This window comes from Rubrivirga sp. SAORIC476 (genome assembly GCF_002283555.1).
Taxonomy (GTDB): domain Bacteria; phylum Bacteroidota; class Rhodothermia; order Rhodothermales; family Rubricoccaceae; genus Rubrivirga.
On sequence record NZ_MVOI01000004.1, the window covers coordinates 56271 to 73994 of the forward strand.

At 70.8% G+C, this 17724-nt stretch carries 15 protein-coding genes and 2 tRNA genes; 12 read left to right on the forward strand and 5 right to left on the reverse strand.

The features are described from left to right. The first annotated feature begins 99 nt into the window (after positions 1 to 99). From B1759_RS11090 to B1759_RS11105, 4 genes are all read left to right on the forward strand, one after another. Complete coding sequence (locus B1759_RS11090; protein WP_198948826.1) at positions 100 to 1263, forward strand: cysteine desulfurase family protein; 1164 nt, start codon at positions 100 to 102, stop codon at positions 1261 to 1263. Beyond that, entirely contained in the window at positions 1247 to 3004 is a 1758-nt protein-coding gene (locus tag B1759_RS11095) for a PAS domain S-box protein (protein WP_095515148.1), read from the forward strand. The genes B1759_RS11090 and B1759_RS11095 overlap by 17 nt, the downstream gene beginning before the upstream one ends. Continuing rightward, a complete protein-coding gene (locus B1759_RS11100) occupies positions 3001 to 3633 on the forward strand; it encodes a response regulator transcription factor (RefSeq protein ID WP_095515149.1) in 633 nt (210 codons plus the stop codon). Before B1759_RS11095 ends, B1759_RS11100 begins: the two co-directional genes overlap by 4 nt. A gap of 160 nt (positions 3634 to 3793) precedes the next feature. Then, positions 3794 to 4183, forward strand: a complete 390-nt coding sequence (locus tag B1759_RS11105; RefSeq protein ID WP_158225217.1) for a response regulator transcription factor — start codon at positions 3794 to 3796, stop codon at positions 4181 to 4183. Here the strand turns inward: B1759_RS11105 and B1759_RS11110 are convergent, their stop codons facing one another. The 3 genes from B1759_RS11110 to B1759_RS11120 all read right to left on the reverse strand — a co-directional run bounded on the left by B1759_RS11110 (position 4184) and on the right by B1759_RS11120 (position 6352). Further along, positions 4184 to 4732, reverse strand: coding sequence for a YqgE/AlgH family protein (locus B1759_RS11110; protein WP_095515151.1), 549 nt, complete (start codon positions 4730 to 4732; stop codon positions 4184 to 4186). Between the two features lie 101 nt (positions 4733 to 4833). After that, complete coding sequence (locus B1759_RS11115; RefSeq protein WP_143537357.1) at positions 4834 to 5637, reverse strand: alpha/beta fold hydrolase; 804 nt, start codon at positions 5635 to 5637, stop codon at positions 4834 to 4836. Positions 5638 to 5722: 85 nt separating this feature from the next. Beyond that, positions 5723 to 6352 carry a diacylglycerol/polyprenol kinase family protein gene (locus B1759_RS11120; RefSeq protein ID WP_095515153.1) on the reverse strand — a complete coding sequence of 210 codons (630 nt, stop codon included), beginning with the start codon at positions 6350 to 6352 and terminating at the stop codon, positions 5723 to 5725. A gap of 54 nt (positions 6353 to 6406) precedes the next feature. Between B1759_RS11120 and B1759_RS11125 the strand changes: the two genes are divergently transcribed. Beyond that, the gene (locus B1759_RS11125) at positions 6407 to 7267 is read left to right on the forward strand and encodes a dienelactone hydrolase family protein (RefSeq protein ID WP_095515154.1); all 861 of its coding nucleotides are present in this window, start codon (positions 6407 to 6409) and stop codon (positions 7265 to 7267) included. On the opposite strand, the gene thiE is transcribed toward B1759_RS11125, so the two are convergent. Continuing rightward, positions 7231 to 7902 (reverse strand): thiamine phosphate synthase, encoded by a 672-nt coding sequence (gene thiE / locus B1759_RS11130; protein ID WP_095515155.1) that lies wholly within the window; start codon positions 7900 to 7902, stop codon positions 7231 to 7233. The two genes, B1759_RS11125 and thiE, sit on opposite strands and share 37 nt — an antisense overlap. A gap of 106 nt (positions 7903 to 8008) precedes the next feature. Here thiE and B1759_RS11135 point away from each other — a divergent pair, with 106 nt between their 5' ends. From B1759_RS11135 to B1759_RS11160, 6 genes are all read left to right on the forward strand, one after another. Next, entirely contained in the window at positions 8009 to 8401 is a 393-nt protein-coding gene (locus tag B1759_RS11135; RefSeq protein WP_095515156.1) for a response regulator transcription factor, read from the forward strand. Between the two features lie 104 nt (positions 8402 to 8505). Further along, positions 8506 to 13464: a chemotaxis protein CheB gene (locus tag B1759_RS11140; RefSeq protein ID WP_095515157.1), complete on the forward strand. Its 4959-nt coding sequence runs from the start codon at positions 8506 to 8508 to the stop codon at positions 13462 to 13464. A 106-nt stretch (positions 13465 to 13570) separates the two neighbouring features. Then, the gene (locus B1759_RS11145) at positions 13571 to 14239 is read left to right on the forward strand and encodes a response regulator transcription factor (RefSeq protein ID WP_095515158.1); all 669 of its coding nucleotides are present in this window, start codon (positions 13571 to 13573) and stop codon (positions 14237 to 14239) included. Positions 14240 to 14251: 12 nt separating this feature from the next. Then, on the forward strand, positions 14252 to 15010 hold the full coding sequence (locus B1759_RS11150; protein ID WP_095515159.1) for a L,D-transpeptidase: 759 nt from the start codon (positions 14252 to 14254) through the stop codon (positions 15008 to 15010). Positions 15011 to 15130: 120 nt separating this feature from the next. After that, positions 15131 to 15203: transfer RNA gene (locus tag B1759_RS11155), tRNA-Phe, on the forward strand. A 101-nt stretch (positions 15204 to 15304) separates the two neighbouring features. Continuing rightward, positions 15305 to 15381: transfer RNA gene (locus B1759_RS11160), tRNA-Asp, on the forward strand. A 125-nt stretch (positions 15382 to 15506) separates the two neighbouring features. On the opposite strand, the gene B1759_RS11165 is transcribed toward B1759_RS11160, so the two are convergent. Continuing rightward, positions 15507 to 16376, reverse strand: coding sequence for an NAD(+)/NADH kinase (locus tag B1759_RS11165; RefSeq protein WP_095515160.1), 870 nt, complete (start codon positions 16374 to 16376; stop codon positions 15507 to 15509). A gap of 74 nt (positions 16377 to 16450) precedes the next feature. Here B1759_RS11165 and B1759_RS11170 point away from each other — a divergent pair, with 74 nt between their 5' ends. After that, positions 16451 to 17662 carry an NAD(P)/FAD-dependent oxidoreductase gene (locus B1759_RS11170; protein WP_095515161.1) on the forward strand — a complete coding sequence of 404 codons (1212 nt, stop codon included), beginning with the start codon at positions 16451 to 16453 and terminating at the stop codon, positions 17660 to 17662. Positions 17663 to 17724 lie beyond the last annotated feature (62 nt).

The window sequence follows — 17724 nt, forward strand, 5'->3', positions numbered from 1 at the left end:
GTGTCAGACGACGGTTGACCCTGCGTGTCGGCCAGAACCTGACGGAGTGGCGCGCCGTCCTCGATGGTGGCACCTTCCGCTCCCGCTTCCGCCTCACTCTTGCCGTACCTCGACCACGCCGCGACGACCCCGCTCCGCCCCGAGGTACTGACAGCGATGCTGCCGTACCTGCGTGAGCAGCACGGCAATCCGTCGTCGCTACACGGGCCGGGACGGCGCGCGAGGGTGGCCGTAGACCGGGCGCGCGAACAGGTCGCGGACGTGCTGGGCGCCGAGCCGAGCGAGGTAGTGTTCACCAGTGGCGGCACCGAGGCGGATAACGCGGCGCTCCGGGGCGTTCTCACGGGTGAGGTCGCGCGCCAGACCGGACGGCGGGGTCTCGTGACCTCGGCGGTCGAGCATCACGCGGTGCTGCACACGGCCCAAGCGCTCGCGGCCGACGGCCACCCGGTCCTCATTCTGCCGCCCGACGCGCGTGGTGTCCTGACCCCCGACGCACTCGCCGACGCCCTCGACGCCTCGACCGGGCTCGTGTCCGCGATGCTCGTCAACAACGAAACGGGCAGCGTGAACCCGGTGCGGGAACTGGCCGACGTGGCGCACGCGGCCGGAGCCTTCTTCCATACCGATGCCGTCCAGGCGGCGGGCCTGTTGCCCCTCGATGTCGACCGACTGGACGCGGACCTGCTCTCGCTCTCGGCCCACAAATGCGGCGGGCCGAAGGGCGTCGGCGCCCTGTACGTGCGTGCCGGGACACCGTTCGCGGGCATCCAGACGGGCGGCGCGCAGGAACGCGCCCGGCGGGGCGGCACGGAGAACGTAGCCGGGATCGTCGGGTTCGCGGAGGCGCTGGTCCTCGCCGAGGCAGAGCGCGAGGCCACGGGGGCTCGCCTCAGTGCCCTTCTGGGCACCCTCCGCACCGATCTGGTGGCCGCCTTCGGCGACCGGCTGGTCATCCACACGCCGCCCGATGCGGCGCCCCACATCCTGTCGGTGTCGTTCCGACCCGCCCCGGACCCACTCGACGGCGAGATGCTCCTGGCTGCGCTCGACCTGGACGGCGTGTCTGTCTCGGCGGGCAGCGCCTGCACCAGCGGTGCGCTGGAGCCGAGTCACGTGCTGCTGGCGATGGGGGTCGAGCGCGACAGCGCGGGCGCCACGGTCCGGTTCTCCCTCGGCCACCCCACCACGTCGGCCGACGTCGCCGACGCGGTCGCGTCCCTCACCCGCATCGTCGCCCGGCTCGATGCTGTCACCGCCTGACATGCAGATCCTGACGTACGGACCGCCGCCCGCCTGGGCGACTTCCCTCGGGACCGCTACGCCCCTCTCCGACCTGGACGCCGTCGATGCCGCCACGGCCGACCTCGTGGTCGTCGGCGAAGGGGTCGACCTCGATGCGGTCTCCGACGCGCTCCGGCGTCCGCGGACCCGTCCCGCCGTGGTGGTGGTCGCGACGACCGAGGCCGAGGAGGACGCCGCGCTGCGGGCCGGGGCCGAGGGCGTGCTTCCGCCCGATGCCTCGGACGGCGAAGCACGGCGGGCTGCACGGCAGGCGCGCGCCCGACACATCGGCGTCCGCACCGACGCGGAGCTGTACCGGCTAATGGTCGAGAACGCGACCGACCTCATCACCGTCACCGACGTGACCGGCCGGACGATCTATGCCAGTCCGGCGGCGACTCACCAACTCGGGCGCTCCACCGAAGACCTCATCCGCCACACGCCCCTGGACGCGGTCCACCCGGACGACCGCGAGGTCGTGCTCGCCGCGCTGACGGAAGGGTTCGACTCCGGGGAGCCGCGCGTGCTGCGCTACCGGACGGTGGACCCTGAGGGGAAGACGCGGATCGTGGAGAGTCGGGGCCAGGCGGCGATGGGTCCGGATGGGCAACCGGTCGGCATCATCACCACGCGCAACGTGACCGAACTGGAGGAGACTGAGCGCGGGCTGCGCGAGTCGCGAGCACGCTACCGGACGGTCGTCCGCTCGCTCCCCGACGTGGTCTCCCGCCTCGCGGCCGACGGGCTGGTCCTCGATTTCCACGTGCCCGAGGTGTTCCGGACCGAGTTTCCGGCCGAGGCGCTCATCGGGCGTCGGCTCCAAGACGTGATCCCGAAGCCGCTGGCGACCGAGTTCCTGTCGGCGATGGAGCGCCTGAAGGAGACCGGCGAACGGGTGTCGTACGGCTACGAGGTCGAAATCGCCGGGCGGACCCACCACCGCGAGGTCCGGATGGCACCCATCGAGGGGGGGGAGGTCATCTCGATCCTGCGGGATGTGACCCGGCTGCGGGAGAACGAGGCGGCCCTGAAAACCTCCCAGGCTGAGCTCCGCGCCCTCGCGACCCACCTCCAGGACGTCCGCGAGGAGGAGCGGACGCGGCTCTCACGCGAGGTCCACGACGTGCTCGGGCAGCAACTCACCGCGATCCGGTTCGGGGTCGGGTGGTTCGGGCGCCACTACCCCGACGACGAGGCCGCACAGGCCCGCCTCCAGGACGTGCGCGAGACCATCGACGAGACCATCCGCCACGTCCGCCAGATCGCGGCCGACCTCCGACCGGGGGTGCTGGACGACTTCGGGCTGGCGAGCGCCGTCGAGTGGCAGATCAAGCGCTTCGAGGAGCGGACGGGCACGCGCGGGTCCCTGGATGTCCACGGCGCGACCGAGCCTCCGACGGAGGTCGCCACGGCCGCATTCCGCGTGCTCCAGGAGGCCCTCACCAACGTCGCGCGCCACGCCGAGGCCCAGGCCGTGGCGGTGACGCTCGTGCTCGGCCCCGAGGTCGTCCGCCTCGTGGTGTCCGACGACGGCCGCGGCTTCGACTCCGAGCGGACCGGCCGTAGGCGGTCGCTGGGGCTGCTGGGCATGCGCGAGCGAGCCGGCGCGCAGGGGGGCACCCTGGACGTGCGCGGCGTGCGTGGTCAGGGGACCGTTGTGGAGTGTACGTTGCCGCACCAGCCCGTCCCGGACGCTCCACCACCCTCCGACTCGCCATGACCCGAATCGCCATCGCCGATGACCATGTCCTCGTTCGCCGCGGCCTCGCCGAGTTGCTCCGCGAGATGGACGACTTCCGCGTGGTCGGCGAAGCCTCCTCGGGCGACGAACTGCTCCGGCTCCTCCGCGAGGACCGCGTCGACGTGATCGTGATGGACATGAACATGCCGGGGCCGAGCGGGCTGGACCTCGTCAAGTCCATCCGCGCCGAGTTTCCCCGGCTGCCGATCCTCGTCCTCTCGGCACACCCCGAGGACCAGTACGCCGTGCGCGTCGTCCGCGCCGGAGCGATGGGCTACCTCACCAAGGAGAGCGCCGAGGCGGACCTCGTGGTCGCGGTCCGGCGTGTCGCCTCGGGCAAGCGCTACCTCACGCAGACGCTCGCCGCGTCCCTGCTCGACGCGCTCGACACCAATCCGGACGAGGACCCGCACGCGGCGCTCTCGGATCGTGAGTACCAGGTGCTCCGGCTCATCGCGTCCGGCATGACTGTCGGTGGGATCGCCGAGCACCTGTCGCTGAGCGTCAAGACGGTCTCGACGTACCGGAGCCGCCTGCTCCAGAAAATGGGCATGTCGAACAACTCCGAGATCACGCGCTACGCGCTGGAAAACGGACTGGTCGAGTAGCCGGGCGCCCGCCCTCGGCCGGGAGGCTGCCGGGTAGGACGGATGCCGACGCCAGGGGGCGGCCCGCGCTGACGCCACGCTGGGGGATCGGAGGCCGGTCCGGATGGGTCTCGCCCCCCGGATCTCCGTAGGATGGAGAACCCGTCACAGCCCCGGCCTTATGCCTCTCCGGCCCTCCGTCCGCGTCCTCGTCGCAGACGACTCCCCACGCCTCCGCCGCCTCCTCCGCGACGCCATCGAAGAGGTGGACGGTGTGGAGGTCGTCGCCGAGGCCGCCGACGGGCAGGAAGCCCTCCACCGCGTCCAGGCCTGCGCGCCCGGGGTGGTGGTGCTGGACCTTCAGATGCCGGTCATGGGGGGGCTGCTCGCGCTCCAGCACCTGCGCGAGGCCGGCCGGTTGCCGCGCGTGATCGTGCTCACCAACCACGCCGACGTGATGTACCGGGAGGCGTGCCTGGAGGCGGGCGCCGACCACTTCTTCGACAAGTCGGCCGAGCTGGACCGGGTGCTGGACGTACTCCGCAACCTCGCCGAGACGGGCGAGGCGTAGTCAGTTCAGGCGCGGGTCGTCCGGGAACGTCGAGAGGAGCGCGTACTCGCCTCCCAACTGGCGGAGGATTTGCCGCCACAGTGCGTCGTCGCCGTCGGCGAAGACGAGGTCGCGGTTGCCGGGGAGCACGATCCAGGCGCCCTCGTCCACCTCGGCGTCCAACTGGCCCGCACCCCAGCCGGAGTAGCCGACGAAGAACCGGGCCCGGTCGGGGTCGAGGTCCCCCGCAGCGATGGCCGCCCGGAGCGTCTCGAAGTCCCCGCCGAAGAACACATCCTCCAGGACGGGCAGGCTGCCGTCGAGGTCGCCGAAAGGGTGCAGGTAGTGGAGCGTCTCCGGCTGGACCGGTCCGCCCATCCAGAGCTCGGCGTCGAACGGCAGCGCCTCGTCGGCCGCCTGGCCGAGCGTGAGCCCCGTGGGACGGTTGAGCACGAGCCCGAACGAGCCCTCTGTGGTGTGCTCGCAGAGCAGCACCACGGTCCGGCGGAAGTTCGGATCCGCCATGGGCGGCTCGGCGACGAGGACGACGCCTGGGACGGGGGAGGACATGCGTTGGGGGACGGGCGGTGGGTCAACGGCGAGGGGCCGACACGGTTCGCGTTCGTCCCTCATCCACCTGATGCCTGCGGTCGATGTCCCCGACTGCGCCGTCAGAGGCCCCGTGACCGGAGCGCATCGCAGTGCGCCTCGAAAAATGCCATCGCGTCGTACGTCGCCGACGGCGTCCAGCGGAGCCCGATCTGCCGGGCGTGGTCGGCGTCCAGCACGCCCAGCCGCTCGCCCCACCAGGCCGAGTCCGTGGGGACGATCCCGTCGTTGAGGCCCGCCATTCCGTAGAGAATGCGGTTGGGGAGGACCAGCGGCGGGTACATCGGAGTGTCCGTCCCCTTGCCCGCACGCCCTGCGTACGAGGCGCACCACGCGCCGGGGAGGAGATCCTCCTCCGGGAAGACCGACGCGGTGGCGTCGGGCGTAAGCTCCCGCAGGGCTGCCTCGGCGTGCGGCGGGGCCCCCTCGTAGGCCGCCCGCCCGACGAAGTCCATCAGCGCGATCGCCCAGTCCCGGAGCCGCTCGGGGCGGTCGAGGACGAACGTCGCAAGGTCGGAGCCGCGGTGGGGCGTGGAGACGGTGACCAGGCTCGCGATCCGGTCCGCCCAGACCGGGTCCCGCGCCAGCCAGCGCGCATCCAGCCCACCGGTTGAGAAGCCGACCAGGTTGACCCGGTCCGCGCCGGTCTCGGCCAGCACCCGCGTCAGGCGCTCCGCCCAGGCCTCGGCACGCACCTCGACGGTGTCGTAGGGGTTGACGTGCGGAGCGTACGCCCAGACGCCGCGCCCGCGGAGGTGCATCGCTTCGGCGTGGAGGACGCCGCCCTGCATCAGGTTGGCGAGCGCCCCGAAGCCGTGGAGGAGCACGACCGGGTAGCGCGTCGGGCAGAGGGGGGGCTGGGGCATGGGCTCCAGTTCCACGGCCCGGCGGGCGACGGCCTCCGCGCGGCGGGACAGCCCGCTCAACATGGCCGAGGGGGGAGGTGCTGACTCACAGGGCCGCCCACATCGCGAGCCCGGACAGCAGCGGGACCCGGAAGTTGTCGTTGATGGGGATCGGCAGCGCCTCCAGCACCGCGCCGGTCACCGCGCCGATGACGCAGACGAGGGGCGTCAGCCCCGCACCCGGCCAGGCCGCGACGGCGAGGCCGGTCCCGAGGGCGGCCACCGCGTAGGCTGAACTTCCCTCCACCGACTTCGGCGAGCGGGGCCACTTCGTCCGCCCGAGCTTGCGGCCCACGACGGCCGCGGCCCCATCGCCGACCATCAGCATTGCGAGCGCAGCGGCGCCCACTCCGGGAGGAAACACCCACGCGCACACGGCGGCCGAGAGAAACATCCACACGCCGCCGTTGAACACCAGCGGACCGCCGAACGCGGGGATCTCCTCCGGCCGCATCATCCACCCGAACGCGCGTTCGACCAGCACCTCGTGTACGGCCGGGATCCGCTGCCGGGCGATGTCCAGTGCCACGGCCATCACGGCGAGGCTGGTGAGGACGATCCGGGCGAGCGGGGTCGGGAGGACGAGCAGCCCCGCCGGGAGCGCGAGCGCGCCCAGGTGGATGGCCTTGCGCTGCAGCTCGGCCGAGTAGGGAAGGACGGGTGGGGAGTCGCTCACGCCGGAACTTACGCGGCGCCCCTCTCCGTTCCGACCCGCCCCACCGATCGATCCATGCGTCTCTCCGCTCTCCTCATGCTGGTCGCGCTGGCAGCCTGCCAGTCCACCCCCGACGATGCCGCCGAAATGCGCCGCCAGCACGACGGGGACGCGCCGACCGCGTCCGCCGCGACCGACGGCGCCGGCACGCTCGCGGTCGTCTCCGAGCGGGTGACGTACGCGACCGCGGGCGGGCAGACGGTGACGGGCGTGCTCGCTCGGCCCGAGGGGGCCGAGACGGGGGTGCCGGGCGTCGTGGTCATCCACGAGTGGTGGGGGCTGAACGACAACGTCGAGGCGATGGCGCGGCAACTCGCGGCGCAGGGCTACCTCGCCCTGGCGGTGGACCTGTACGGCGGCGAGGTCGCCACCGACCCCGACGGCGCGATGGCGCTCATGCGGACTGCGATGGGACAGGAGGTCGCGCTCACGGAGAACCTCGCGCAGGCCGTCGCCTTCCTCGCCGACGACCTGGGGGCACCGCGGGTCGGCGTGATCGGCTGGTGCTTCGGGGGGATGTGGTCGCTCCGGACGGCCCTCGCCGCGTCCGACCGCGTCGACGCGACGGTGATCTATTACGGCCGTCCCGTCACCGACCCCGCTCGCCTCGGCGTGCTGACGGCCCCCGTGCTCGCGCACTTCGGCGGCGCCGACGACTCGATTCCGGCCGACACCGTGGCGGCGTTCGAGGCGGCGCTGGCCGAGTCGGGCGTGCCGCACTCGGTGTACACCTACGCGGGCGCCCCCCACGCCTTCGCGAACCCGTCCGGGCAGGCCTACGCCCCGGAGGCCGCAGAACTCGCCTGGGACCGGACTACAGGCTTCCTCGCCGACGCCCTTCAGCCCCCCGCCGCGGCGGACGAGGTCGCCGACTGAACCCACGCGTCGATCTCAGCGCGGAAGACGGCCGTCGCCGCGGTCGGGTCGTCGGCCATCGTGACTGCGGAGAGTACCGCGACGCCCCAGGCGCCCGCATCGAGGCAGGGGCCGACGCGCGCCGGTGTGATCCCGGCGATCGCGATCACCGGAATGCCCACGCCCGCGCACGTCTCGGCCAGCCCGTCGAGCCCTTTGACGGACGCGGGATTGGCCTTCGACGAGGTCGGGAAAACCGGCCCGAAGCCGATGTAGTCGGCCCCCTCGGCCTCGGCGCGGCGGGCGGCGTCGAGCGTGGTCGCGGTGGCGCCGATGACGAATGACTCCCCGAGGCGGTCCGCGAGGCGACGCGCATGCCGGACCGGCAGGTCGGACTCGCCGAGGTGGACGCCCGCAGCTCCCGTCGCCAGCGCGAGGTCGAGGTGGTCGTCCACGAGGCACGGGACGTTCCCCGTGCGGCAGGCCGCGACGGTCGGCTCCAGGAGGCGCAGCCGCTCGCGAGGCGAGCCGGGCTTGTGGCGGAACTGGACGGCGTCAGCGCCCCCGGCGGCGGCCGCCGCTGCGATCTCGGCGTGGGACCAGCGCTGCTGATGGTCGGTGTCGGTGAGGACGTGGAGTCGCCCGATAGAAGGCATGGGATGCGTTCGAGGAGGAAGGGGGGAAGATCGGGTGCCCTCGCCGGAAGTGCCGCGCCTCGACCTCCCGCGCTCCGTACGTTGCCATAGCACCGATCCCTTTCTGATGTCTACCACTCCCACCCGCGCCCTGGTCGTCGACGATGAGTCGGACGTCCAGTTTCTGTTCACCCAGAAGTTCCGCCGGGAGGTCCGGAAGGGGCTCCTCGAGTTCATCTTCGCCACGAGCGGGGAGGAGGCGCTGGGGAAGCTGCGTTCCGGCGAGGCCGCCGACGTCGTGGTGGTGCTCTCGGACATCAACATGCCGGGGATGAGCGGGCTCGACCTGCTCGCTACGGTCACGGCCGAGTTCCCGGACAAGCAGGTCTACATGGTCACGGCGTACGACGACGGTCAGTTGGAGGCGACCGCGTTGGAAAGTGGGGCGCGCGGGTACCTCACCAAGCCCATCGATTTCAACAGCCTCAAGGGTGAGGTGTTCGGGCTGGAGACGGCCTGAGGCCATTCTCTACCGAGGAGAGGTGATCCTTTCGTGTGTGCGAGGGTACGTAGGGAGATGCGGCGCCGAGTCCTGGCCGTCGCGCTCCTGCTCCTCAGGTTGTGATGACTTCAGACGCCGATCCTCCTGCTCCCGACCCGTTCGACGAGCACGAGACGGCTTCGGAGGCGGAGGCTGGCCCTGAGGCGGTGACGCGTCGAGAAGGGGTGGGATTTCCGGTGGTCGGGATCGGCGCGTCGGCCGGCGGGCTGCGGGCGTTCCAGGCGTTCTTCTCGGCGCTGCCGCCGCAGCCGAACATGGCGTTCGTGCTCGTCCAGCACCTCTCGCCGGATCACGAGAGCCAGCTGGCGGAGCTGGTCCAGTCGCAGACGCAGCTGTCGGTGGCGCAGGTCGAGGATCACCCGGTCGTCCAGGCAGACCACGTGTATGTGATCCCGCCGGGCAAGCACCTGGAGATCCACGACGGCGAACTCCGGCTCGTCGGTCCTGATGCGGACCGGGGGCGTCCCTCGGCCGTCGATCGATTCTTTCGTACGCTCGCCGAGGACATGGGCGACCGCGCGGTCGCCATCGTGCTCTCCGGCACTGGAAGCGATGGAGCCCTCGGGCTGAAGACCGTCAAGGAGCGTGGCGGGCTCACGATGGTGCAGGACCCCGCCGAGGCGGACTACGACGGGATGCCGCGGAGCGCCGTCGCCACGGGCCTCGCGGACGTGGTCGGGTCGGCGACCGACCTCGCGCGCATGCTGATCGAGGTGCGTGTGACGGCGGACCGGATTGGCCTCCCGAGCGACACCGAGAAGCCGACCGCCTACCGAGCCGTCCTGACGCATCTCCGGAACCGCACCGGGCACGACTTCTCCGACTACAAGCCCTCCACCATCCGCCGTCGCCTCGCCCGTCGGCTGCAAGTCAACGGGCTGGCGTCGCTGGACGCGTACCTCGCCTTTCTCAAGGCGACCCCCGCCGAGTCGGTCGCCCTCCTCCGCGACGTGCTCATCTCGGTCACACAGTTCTTTCGCGACCCCGGCGCCTACGAGGCACTGGAGCAGGACATCATCCCCGGCTTGTTCGAGGGCAAGACGCGCGGCGAGACCGTCCGCGTCTGGGTGCCGGGGTGTGCGACCGGGGAGGAGGCCTACTCCATCGCGATGTTGCTGCTGGAGCACCGGGACCGGACCGATGCGCCTGTAGAGCTCCAGGTGTTCGCGACCGACATCGACGAGGGGGCCCTTCAGAAGGCGCGCGACGGGATCTACCCGATGGCGGCGACCAGCGACCTCACGGTGGCGCGGCAGAAGGCGTTCTTCGAGGAGGAGCCCAGCGGCATCCGCGTCAAGGCCTCGCTGAGGGACGTCGTGCTGTTCGCCCGGCACAACGTGATCTCGGACCCGCCGTTTTCGAGACTGGACCTGATCTCGTGCCGCAACGTTCTCATCTACCTCAACCGCTCCCTACAGCGGCGCGTGTTGATCGCCTTCCACTACGCCCTCGTGGATCGGGGCGTGGTGTTCGTCGGAGGCTCGGAGGGCGTGGACGCGCTCGGGAAGGGGTTCAAGGAGGTCGACAAGTACGCTCGGATCTACCGGCGTCGCAACGTCGTGCTGGGAGGCGAGAGGCGCGAACGGTTCCTGGGCAGGGCCAGGCCCAAGCAGGTCGCGGTACCCGTTCCCGCCCGGACGGAGGCCGACTTCGTCGACCGGTATGCGGCGTGGACGGCTGCGACGTATGGCCCGCCTCGCATCGTGGTCGACGAGCACCACGAGGTCTCGCATGTCTTCGGCGGGGCGAGCAAGTACCTGCGGGAGAGGGAGGGGCCGGTCACGCAGAACATCATCGACAAGGTCCTCCGAGCGTTCCGCCTCGACCTCCGGGCTGCGCTCAGTCTGGTGTTCCGAACGGGGGAGTCCACCGATACCCGATTCCACCGGGTCACCCTCGGGACGGACGTTCGCTACGTGCGTCTCCACGTCGGGCCGGTCGGAGAGCCCGTGTCAGAGAGCGGGTTGGCCGAGGTCGTCTTCATCGAACTCGACCCGGCGTCGCTGGAGAGTCTGTCCAAGGGCATCCTGGACACCGCCGAGGGAGAGCAGGACCAGGACCATCCCGCACTCGCGCGACTGGAGGACGAGGTGCGCCAGACGCGGGAGCGCCTCCAGGCCACCATCGAGGAGCAGGTGACCTCGAACGAGGAGCTGAAGGCCTCCAACGAGGAACTGCAGTCGATGAACGAGGAGCTGCAGTCCACCTCGGAGGAACTCGAGACCTCCCGCGAAGAGCTCCAGTCGATCAACGAGGAGCTGCACACCGTCAACCAGGAGCTGAAGAACAAGGTCGATGAGCTGACGCGGTCGAACGCTGACCTGGCGAACCTCATCGCCTCGACGGAGATCGCGACCATCTTCCTCGACCACCGGCTGCGGGTGGTCCGCTACACGCCCGCGGCGGCGACGCTCTTCAACCTCATCCCCGGCGACCTCGGGCGCCCGTTCGAGCACCTCACGCATCGCCTCGAACACGACGACTTGCCGGGCCTGGTCCAGGGAGTGCTCGGCTCCTTGCGACCGGCGGAGGTGGAGGTGGAGGGAGGCCACAACCGGGCGTTCAGCGTCCGCGCCATCCCGTACCGCACGGCCGACGACCGGATCGACGGCGTGGTGGTGTCGGTGATCGACGTGACCTCGTTGAAGCGGGCCCAGCAGGAGAGCGCCCGCCGGGCCCACCAGCAGGAGGCGGTCTCCTCCCTCGGTCAGTTCGCGCTCCGCGCGACGTCCCTCGACGACGTGTTCGACCGGGCCGTGCACCTGGCGGCGGAGGCGCTCGGGGCGGAGCTGGCCAAGATCCTGTCCCACGACCCTGGTGCGGGCGTGCTTCGGCTCGAAGCCGGAGTCGGGTGGCCCGAGGGGGCGGTCGGGTCGGCCACGGTCCCCGACAACCAGGGCTCTCAGGCGGGCTTCACCCTCCTGTCCCAGCGCCCGGTGCTCGTCCCCGATCTGGCCCGCGAGGCCCGATTCGAGGGGCCGGCGTTGCTCCTCGACAACGGCGTCGAGAGCGGCATCAGCGTCGTCATCCCCGGGGACGAGCGGCGTCCATACGGGGTGCTGGGCGTCCATGCGCGGACGACGCGCTCGTTCTCCGAGGACGACGGCCGGTTCGTGGAGGCCCTGGCCAACGTCGTCGGCGAGGCGATCCGGCGGCACCGGGACGAGATCACCATCCGCGAGCAACTCGGGGAGATCGAGGCCATCTACGCCTCGGCGCCCGTCGGCCTGGCCACGTTCGACCGGGACCTGCGCTACATCCGCATCAACCGACAGCTCGCAGCGATCAACGGCTCGCCGCCCGAGGCGCACATCGGCCGGACCGCAAAGGACATGGTGCCGGGCCTCGGCGCGTCGCTGTATGCGATGTACCGACAGGTCCTCGAGTCCGGCGAACCCATCGAGCAGGTCGAGATCCGGGGATCGACGTCCAGCGAGGCGGGCCCCGACCACATCTGGCTCGCAACCTTCGCCCCGTGGTTCGACGCCGATGGCACCGTGCTCGGAGTCAGCGCGGCCGTCCAGGACATCACCGCGCGGAAGCGACAGGAGGAGGCACTCGCCGAGACCACGCGGCTCCTCGAACTGGCGATGTCGAGCGGTGGGCTCGGAAGCTTCGTGATGCCGGTCACGGGTCGGCGGTCGCAGATCACCTACGACGAGCAGGCCCAGGCGTTGCTCGACCTCCCGCGCGCCACCCCCCGCTCGATCCTGGACCGACGCATCCACGCCGGTGACCTCGACGCGTTCAGGAAGGCGGTCGACACCGCCTGCGGACTCGGCTCGGGCGACGACGCCTCCTCGCTGTCCGCCGAGTTCCGCTACCATCACCCCGACGGCCGGACGATGTGGATCGCGGCGCGAGGTCTCTGCACCCAGATGGAGGAGGGGCCGGCGCGCCTGACCGGCGTGCTGTTCGATGTCACGGGCTTGAAGGAAGCTGAAGCCCAGCTCCGCCGCCAACTCACCGAGATGGACGCCTACTTCGACTCCGCTCCGGTGGGGATCGCGGTCTTCGACGCGGCGGGGGATCTGATCCGGGCCAACATGCAGCTGAACGCGTTCCTGGGGCGATCCGAGGACTCACCGATCGAGGCCCTCGGCGAGCGCGTGGCAGGGGTGCTCGATCCGATGCTACGGAGCGTTCTCGCGGGCGGAGAGCCCGTCCGCAACGTCGCTCTGTCCATGCCCGGCGCCAGCACGGCGGCGGGTTCGGGGTCGGAGTGGCTCGTCAGCCTCGTCCCCCTCCTGGACGAGGGCGTCCCGGACGGCGCGATGTGCGTGGTCCAGGATGTCACGGCGCTGCAGCAGGCCCTGGCCCGGTTGGAGATGCTGACGGCCGAGCTGGAGGCGCGCGTCGCGATGCGAACGGCAGAAGTCCGCCGCCTCGTCGGCGACCTCACCGAGGCGGAGCGGCGCGAGCGTGGGCGCGTCGCGCAGGTCCTCCACGACGACCTCCAGCAGCTCCTCTACGCCGTCCAGTTCAAGATCGAGGCCATGCGTGATCCCGCCGATGAGCGCGTGGCCGCCCTGCTCGAACAGGCCGACGAACTCGTCGGCCGCGCCGTCCATGTGACGCGCACGCTCTCCGTGGACCTGCGCCCGCCCGTGCTCAAGGGCGAGGGGCTCGACCGCACGTTCGAGTGGCTCGGGCAGCGCATGCGAGAGGCGTACGGGATCGACGTCACCGTCGAGGCCGACACGCCGATTCTGGCGGGCAAGACGGTCCAGGTGCTCCTGTTCCAGATCGTCCGGGAGCTTCTCTTCAACGTCGTCAAGCACGCCGGCACGTTAGCGGCGACGGTACGCGTGGAGGCCGCCTCCGCCGAGCGCGTCCGGGTTGTCGTTACCGACACTGGGGCGGGCTTCGTGCCGAGCGAGGTCGAGAGCCAGGGTGATTCGCAGGGCGCAGGCCTGCTGAGCGTTCGGGAGCGGATCCGGTTGGTGGGCGGGACCGTCACATTCCATTCGGTCCCTCGTCAAGGAACGTCCATCGACATCGAGTGTCCTCTGAACCTGTAGCCCTCGACCCGCCGGCCGGGCCGAGCGAGGCTGCTCGTCCGGCCGACGCCCCCGCTCTCCGGGACCGTCTTCTGCCCATATCGTGTGCATCGCGCACTCTCTATCCATGTCCCACCGAATTTTTCTCGTCGAAGACCACCCTGTCATGCGGGAGGGGTACGTGAGCCTCCTGAATGCGGAGCCTGACCTCCACGTCGTCGCCCAGGCGGCCTCGGCCGAGGAGGGGTTCGACCTCTCCGTCGGTCTGGAGTTCGACATCGCCATCGTGGACCTGTCGCTGCCGGGCGTCAACGGGGTCGAGTTCATCAAGCGGCTGCGCTCCGTCGACCCAGACGTGAAGGTCCTCGTGGTCTCGGCGCACGACGAAGGGCTCTACGCGGAGCGGGCGCTGCGCGCGGGCGCGCGGGGGTACCTCATGAAGCACGAGTCGGCCCGGCGGTTCGTCACCGCGGTCCGCACCGTGCTGGATGGTGAGTTCTACCTCAGCGACACCCTCCAGAGCCGCTTCCTCGTCGACCGCTTCCGCCAGTCCGGGGAGACGACGCTTTCCATCGACCGGCTCACGGACCGGGAGTTGGAGGTGTTCGAACACTTCGGGCGGGGCAAGAGCACGCGGGAGGTCGCGGAACTCCTGGGCCTGAGTCTGAAAACCATCGAGTCGCACCGCGCCAACATCAAGCAGAAGCTGGGCATCGACGGGGCGGCGGAGTTCATGCAGCGTGCGGTGGTGTGGGTCGAGTCGCCCATGCGTCCTCAGTCGCCGGACGACGAGTAGTCGGCCTCCGACATGATGCTCCTCCTCGGCCTCGGTGTCTTGCTGGCGCAGACGGTCGCATCCGGCCCGATCCCAGCCTCGACGCGCCAACTCGTCCTCGTGACCACGCCCGACTGGACGGCGACCTCGGGCACGCTCCAGCGCTACGAGCGCGGCGCCGAGGCGGGCTGGGTGCCGGTCGGCGACGCGGTCGCGGCGGTGGTGGGGAGGAGCGGCCTCGGGTGGGGACGGGGCCTCCACGACGCGTCCGGCCTCGTGGGGCCCAGCAAGGCGGAGGGCGACGGGCGCGCGCCCGCAGGGGTGTTTCGGTTGTCGGCGGCGTTCGGCTACGACGCGTCGCTGCCGACGGGTCTGCCGTACGTCCCTGTGCCGGGCCTCCAGTGCGTCGACGACCCCGTGTCGGCGTCCTACAACGTCGTGCGCGCGCCCGACGACGACCCCGACTGGACGAGCCACGAGACCATGCGACGCCGGGATGGGCTGTACCGCATCGGCGCCATCGTGGCGCACAATGGGCCCGGCGTCGATCGGGACCTCCTTCCGGCGGCGGCCTCGGTGGACGGGGCGGCCCCGGTCTCGGGCGCGGGGTCGTGCATCTTCCTGCCCGTGTGGAACGGGCCCAGGTCCACCACGGCCGGCTGCACCGCCATGGCAGATCCCGCGCTGGCGGAGATTCTCGCCTGGCTCCGAGCAGATGCCCACCCGGTTCTCGTCCAACTGCCGGCAGGGGTGAGGCGCGGACTGCAGGCGCGCTGGGCACTCCCGGAGTGACCGCGAGGGGCAGGGAAAGAGCGGCTGGGTCCTCTTCACCGAGTCTCGGTGTGCGGAAGGTTGCCGGGCCCGCCTGCACGCCGCGTATATTCGCGACCCCGGTTGTTCGCAGCCGGTGCTGGTCGAGTAGCTCAGTTGGTAGAGCAATGGACTGAAAATCCATGTGTCGGCGGTTCAAGTCCGCCCTCGACCACCCCGCTGGGGGATTCGCCGCTCGTCGGTTGAAGATCCAGCGGAGCGCGCCCAGGCGCTCGCCGACCCCCGCGGTCGGCGGTAGATTGGGCACACCGATTCGGCCCGGTAGTTCAGTTGGTTAGAACGCCTGCCTGTCACGCAGGAGGTCGCGAGTTCAAGTCTCGTCCGGGTCGCCATCGACGAACGCCCCCGCTTCTCCGGAAGCGGGGGCGTTTTCGTGTCTGGTCGCACGCCTCGATGCCGAGGTGGACCCGGCGAGGGCACCAGAAGAGCGAGTGCCGCTCGCTTCAGGCTCTCCCGCCTAAAAGACGCCGCCCTGGCCCCACGAGAGCTTGCTCCGGATGGTGCGGAAGTAGTCCCGGTCGGGGAGCGTCACGAGGCGGACCACATGCTCAGACCGCCGGATGCGCACCGTGACGCCGCCGTCCAGCAACGTCGAGACCCCGTCGCAGGCGAAGGCAAACGGGTGGCCCCGCGTCTCGACCCGGAGCACCAGCTCGGCGTTGCAGGGCAGCACGATGGGTCGCGCGGTGAGCGTGTGCGGCGCGATGGGCGCGACCACGATCGTCTCGGAGCCGGGTACCAGGATCGGGCCGCCGACGGACAGTGCGTAAGCCGTTGAGCCAGTCGGGGTGGCCACCACGAGGCCGTCGGCCCAGTAGGTGTTCAGAAACGCGCCGTCGACCGTGGCCTCGACCTGGATCATGCTCGTCGTGCCCGACTTGTCGACGACGACATCGTTGAGCGCCCACGTCGGCGTGTCGCCGAGGTCGGGGGCGTCGACCTCGACATCGAGCGTCATCCGCTCCTCGACGCCGGTCCGCCCCGCCTCGATCGCTTCGATGGTCGCCCAAACCTCAGAAACCTCCGCCTTGGTCAGAAACCCCAGCCGTCCGATGTTGACGCCGAGGATCGGGACCCCGTCGGCGTGGTGCGCGGTCCGCAGCAGGGTGCCGTCGCCACCGAAGGAGAGGAGGAGGTCGGCGCCGTCTGCCGGGGTGTCGGTGGCGTGCGCCATCGCATGCGCGGACAGGCCGCGGTCCCGGAGGCCAGCGGCCAGCGGCTCGGCGAGGCGGAAGGGGAGGCCCTCCGCGGCCAGGGAGTCCACGAGCGCGCTGAGCGGCTGCCAGAGCGCGTCTTTCGTGGGGTTGCCAGTAATGCCGTAGGTCATGGGCGCGTCGGGGGAGTCGAGCGTACGTCGTGAGCCGGGCTACGTTCTGACTCCGCCGCTCCCGCCTCCTCCTCATGCACGTCGTCCTCGTCGGAAATGGCATCGCCGGCGTGACCGCGGCCCGGCACGTCCGCAAGGCCGATCCGGCGGCGCGCATCACACTCGTTTCAGGCGAGGCGCGTGAGCCGTTCGCGCGGACGGCGCTGATGTACATCTACATGGGCGTTCTCACGCAGCGCCACACGTGGCTGTACGAGGAGCGGTTCTGGGAGGAAAACCGCATTGACCGGGTCGTCGGCCAGGCCCGCGGCCTCGACAGTGGCCGTAGCATCCTGGACGTGGATGGGGCAGCGATTTCCTACGATCGGTTGCTGATCGCGACGGGCTCGACGCCGGTGCTGCCCGACTGGCCGGGCGTCGGTCTGACCGGCGTGCAGGGACTCTACCACCTGGCCGACCTCGACCGGATGGAAGCGGCGACGGTCGGTGTCTCCGAGGCTGTGGTGGTCGGCGGCGGCCTGATCGGGGTCGAACTGGCGGAGATGCTCCGCACGCGTGGCATCCGCGTCACCTTCCTCGTGCGCGACGCCCGCTACCTGCCGCGAACGTTTTCGGAGGCCGAGAGCGCGCTGGTCGCCGAGGCCATCCGCGCGCACGGCGTCGACCTCCGCCTCGGTGCTGAGGTGGAACGCATCGAGGGCGACGACCGTGTCGAGGCCGTCGTCACGACCGATGGGGAGCGGCATCCGGCCGGATTCGTCGGCGTGGGAACGGGCGTTCGGCCGAGCATCGAGTGGCTGGGCGACGCGGTCGAGACGGACCGCGGGGTGCTGGTGGACGGCGCGCTCCGCACGTCGGGGGAGGGCATCTGGGCGGCGGGCGACTGCGCGCAACTCCGCGAGCCGCCACCGGGCGTCCGCGCCATCGAGCCGATCTGGTACACGGCCCGTCTCCAGGGGGCGACGGCCGGACTCGGCATGGCGGGACGGCCCCGCCCGTATGCGCCCGGCGTGTTCTTCAACTCGGCCAAGTTCTTCGACCTCGAGTGGCAGGTCTACGGCCAGACGGGAGGGGAGGGGGGGGACTGGGAATGGACCGACGGCCGCCGCAGCGTGCGGATCCGGCACTTGCGCGGCGCAGTGATCGGGGTGAGCGCCCTCGGCGTCCGTCTCCGTCAGACAGTGTGCTCGCGCTGGATCGCCGAGCGATGGGCGGTCGACCGTGCGGTGGCAGACCTGCCGGCAGCGCGCTTCGACCCGGAGTTTTCCTCTTTCGTCGCTACATGAGGCCCTTTGGGTGGCTGGAAGAACAAGGCACGCCGACCCCCGACACATTCAATTCCGATTCC

What these genes read in the sequence shown, in the direction of transcription:
- B1759_RS11095 (WP_095515148.1), top strand. Translation starts at nt 1,247, where the DNA reads ATGCTGTCACCGCCTGACATGCAGATCCTGACGTACGGACCGCCGCCC.
- B1759_RS11100 (WP_095515149.1), top strand. Translation starts at nt 3,001, where the DNA reads ATGACCCGAATCGCCATCGCCGATGACCATGTCCTCGTTCGCCGCGGC.
- B1759_RS11105 (WP_158225217.1), top strand. Translation starts at nt 3,794, where the DNA reads ATGCCTCTCCGGCCCTCCGTCCGCGTCCTCGTCGCAGACGACTCCCCA.
- B1759_RS11110 (WP_095515151.1), bottom strand. Translation starts at nt 4,732, where the DNA reads ATGTCCTCCCCCGTCCCAGGCGTCGTCCTCGTCGCCGAGCCGCCCATG.
- B1759_RS11115 (WP_143537357.1), bottom strand. Translation starts at nt 5,637, where the DNA reads ATGCCCCAGCCCCCCCTCTGCCCGACGCGCTACCCGGTCGTGCTCCTC.
- B1759_RS11125 (WP_095515154.1), top strand. Translation starts at nt 6,407, where the DNA reads ATGCGTCTCTCCGCTCTCCTCATGCTGGTCGCGCTGGCAGCCTGCCAG.
- thiE (WP_095515155.1), bottom strand. Translation starts at nt 7,902, where the DNA reads ATGCCTTCTATCGGGCGACTCCACGTCCTCACCGACACCGACCATCAG.
- B1759_RS11135 (WP_095515156.1), top strand. Translation starts at nt 8,009, where the DNA reads ATGTCTACCACTCCCACCCGCGCCCTGGTCGTCGACGATGAGTCGGAC.
- B1759_RS11140 (WP_095515157.1), top strand. Translation starts at nt 8,506, where the DNA reads ATGACTTCAGACGCCGATCCTCCTGCTCCCGACCCGTTCGACGAGCAC.
- B1759_RS11145 (WP_095515158.1), top strand. Translation starts at nt 13,571, where the DNA reads ATGTCCCACCGAATTTTTCTCGTCGAAGACCACCCTGTCATGCGGGAG.
- B1759_RS11150 (WP_095515159.1), top strand. Translation starts at nt 14,252, where the DNA reads ATGATGCTCCTCCTCGGCCTCGGTGTCTTGCTGGCGCAGACGGTCGCA.
- B1759_RS11165 (WP_095515160.1), bottom strand. Translation starts at nt 16,376, where the DNA reads ATGACCTACGGCATTACTGGCAACCCCACGAAAGACGCGCTCTGGCAG.
- B1759_RS11170 (WP_095515161.1), top strand. Translation starts at nt 16,451, where the DNA reads ATGCACGTCGTCCTCGTCGGAAATGGCATCGCCGGCGTGACCGCGGCC.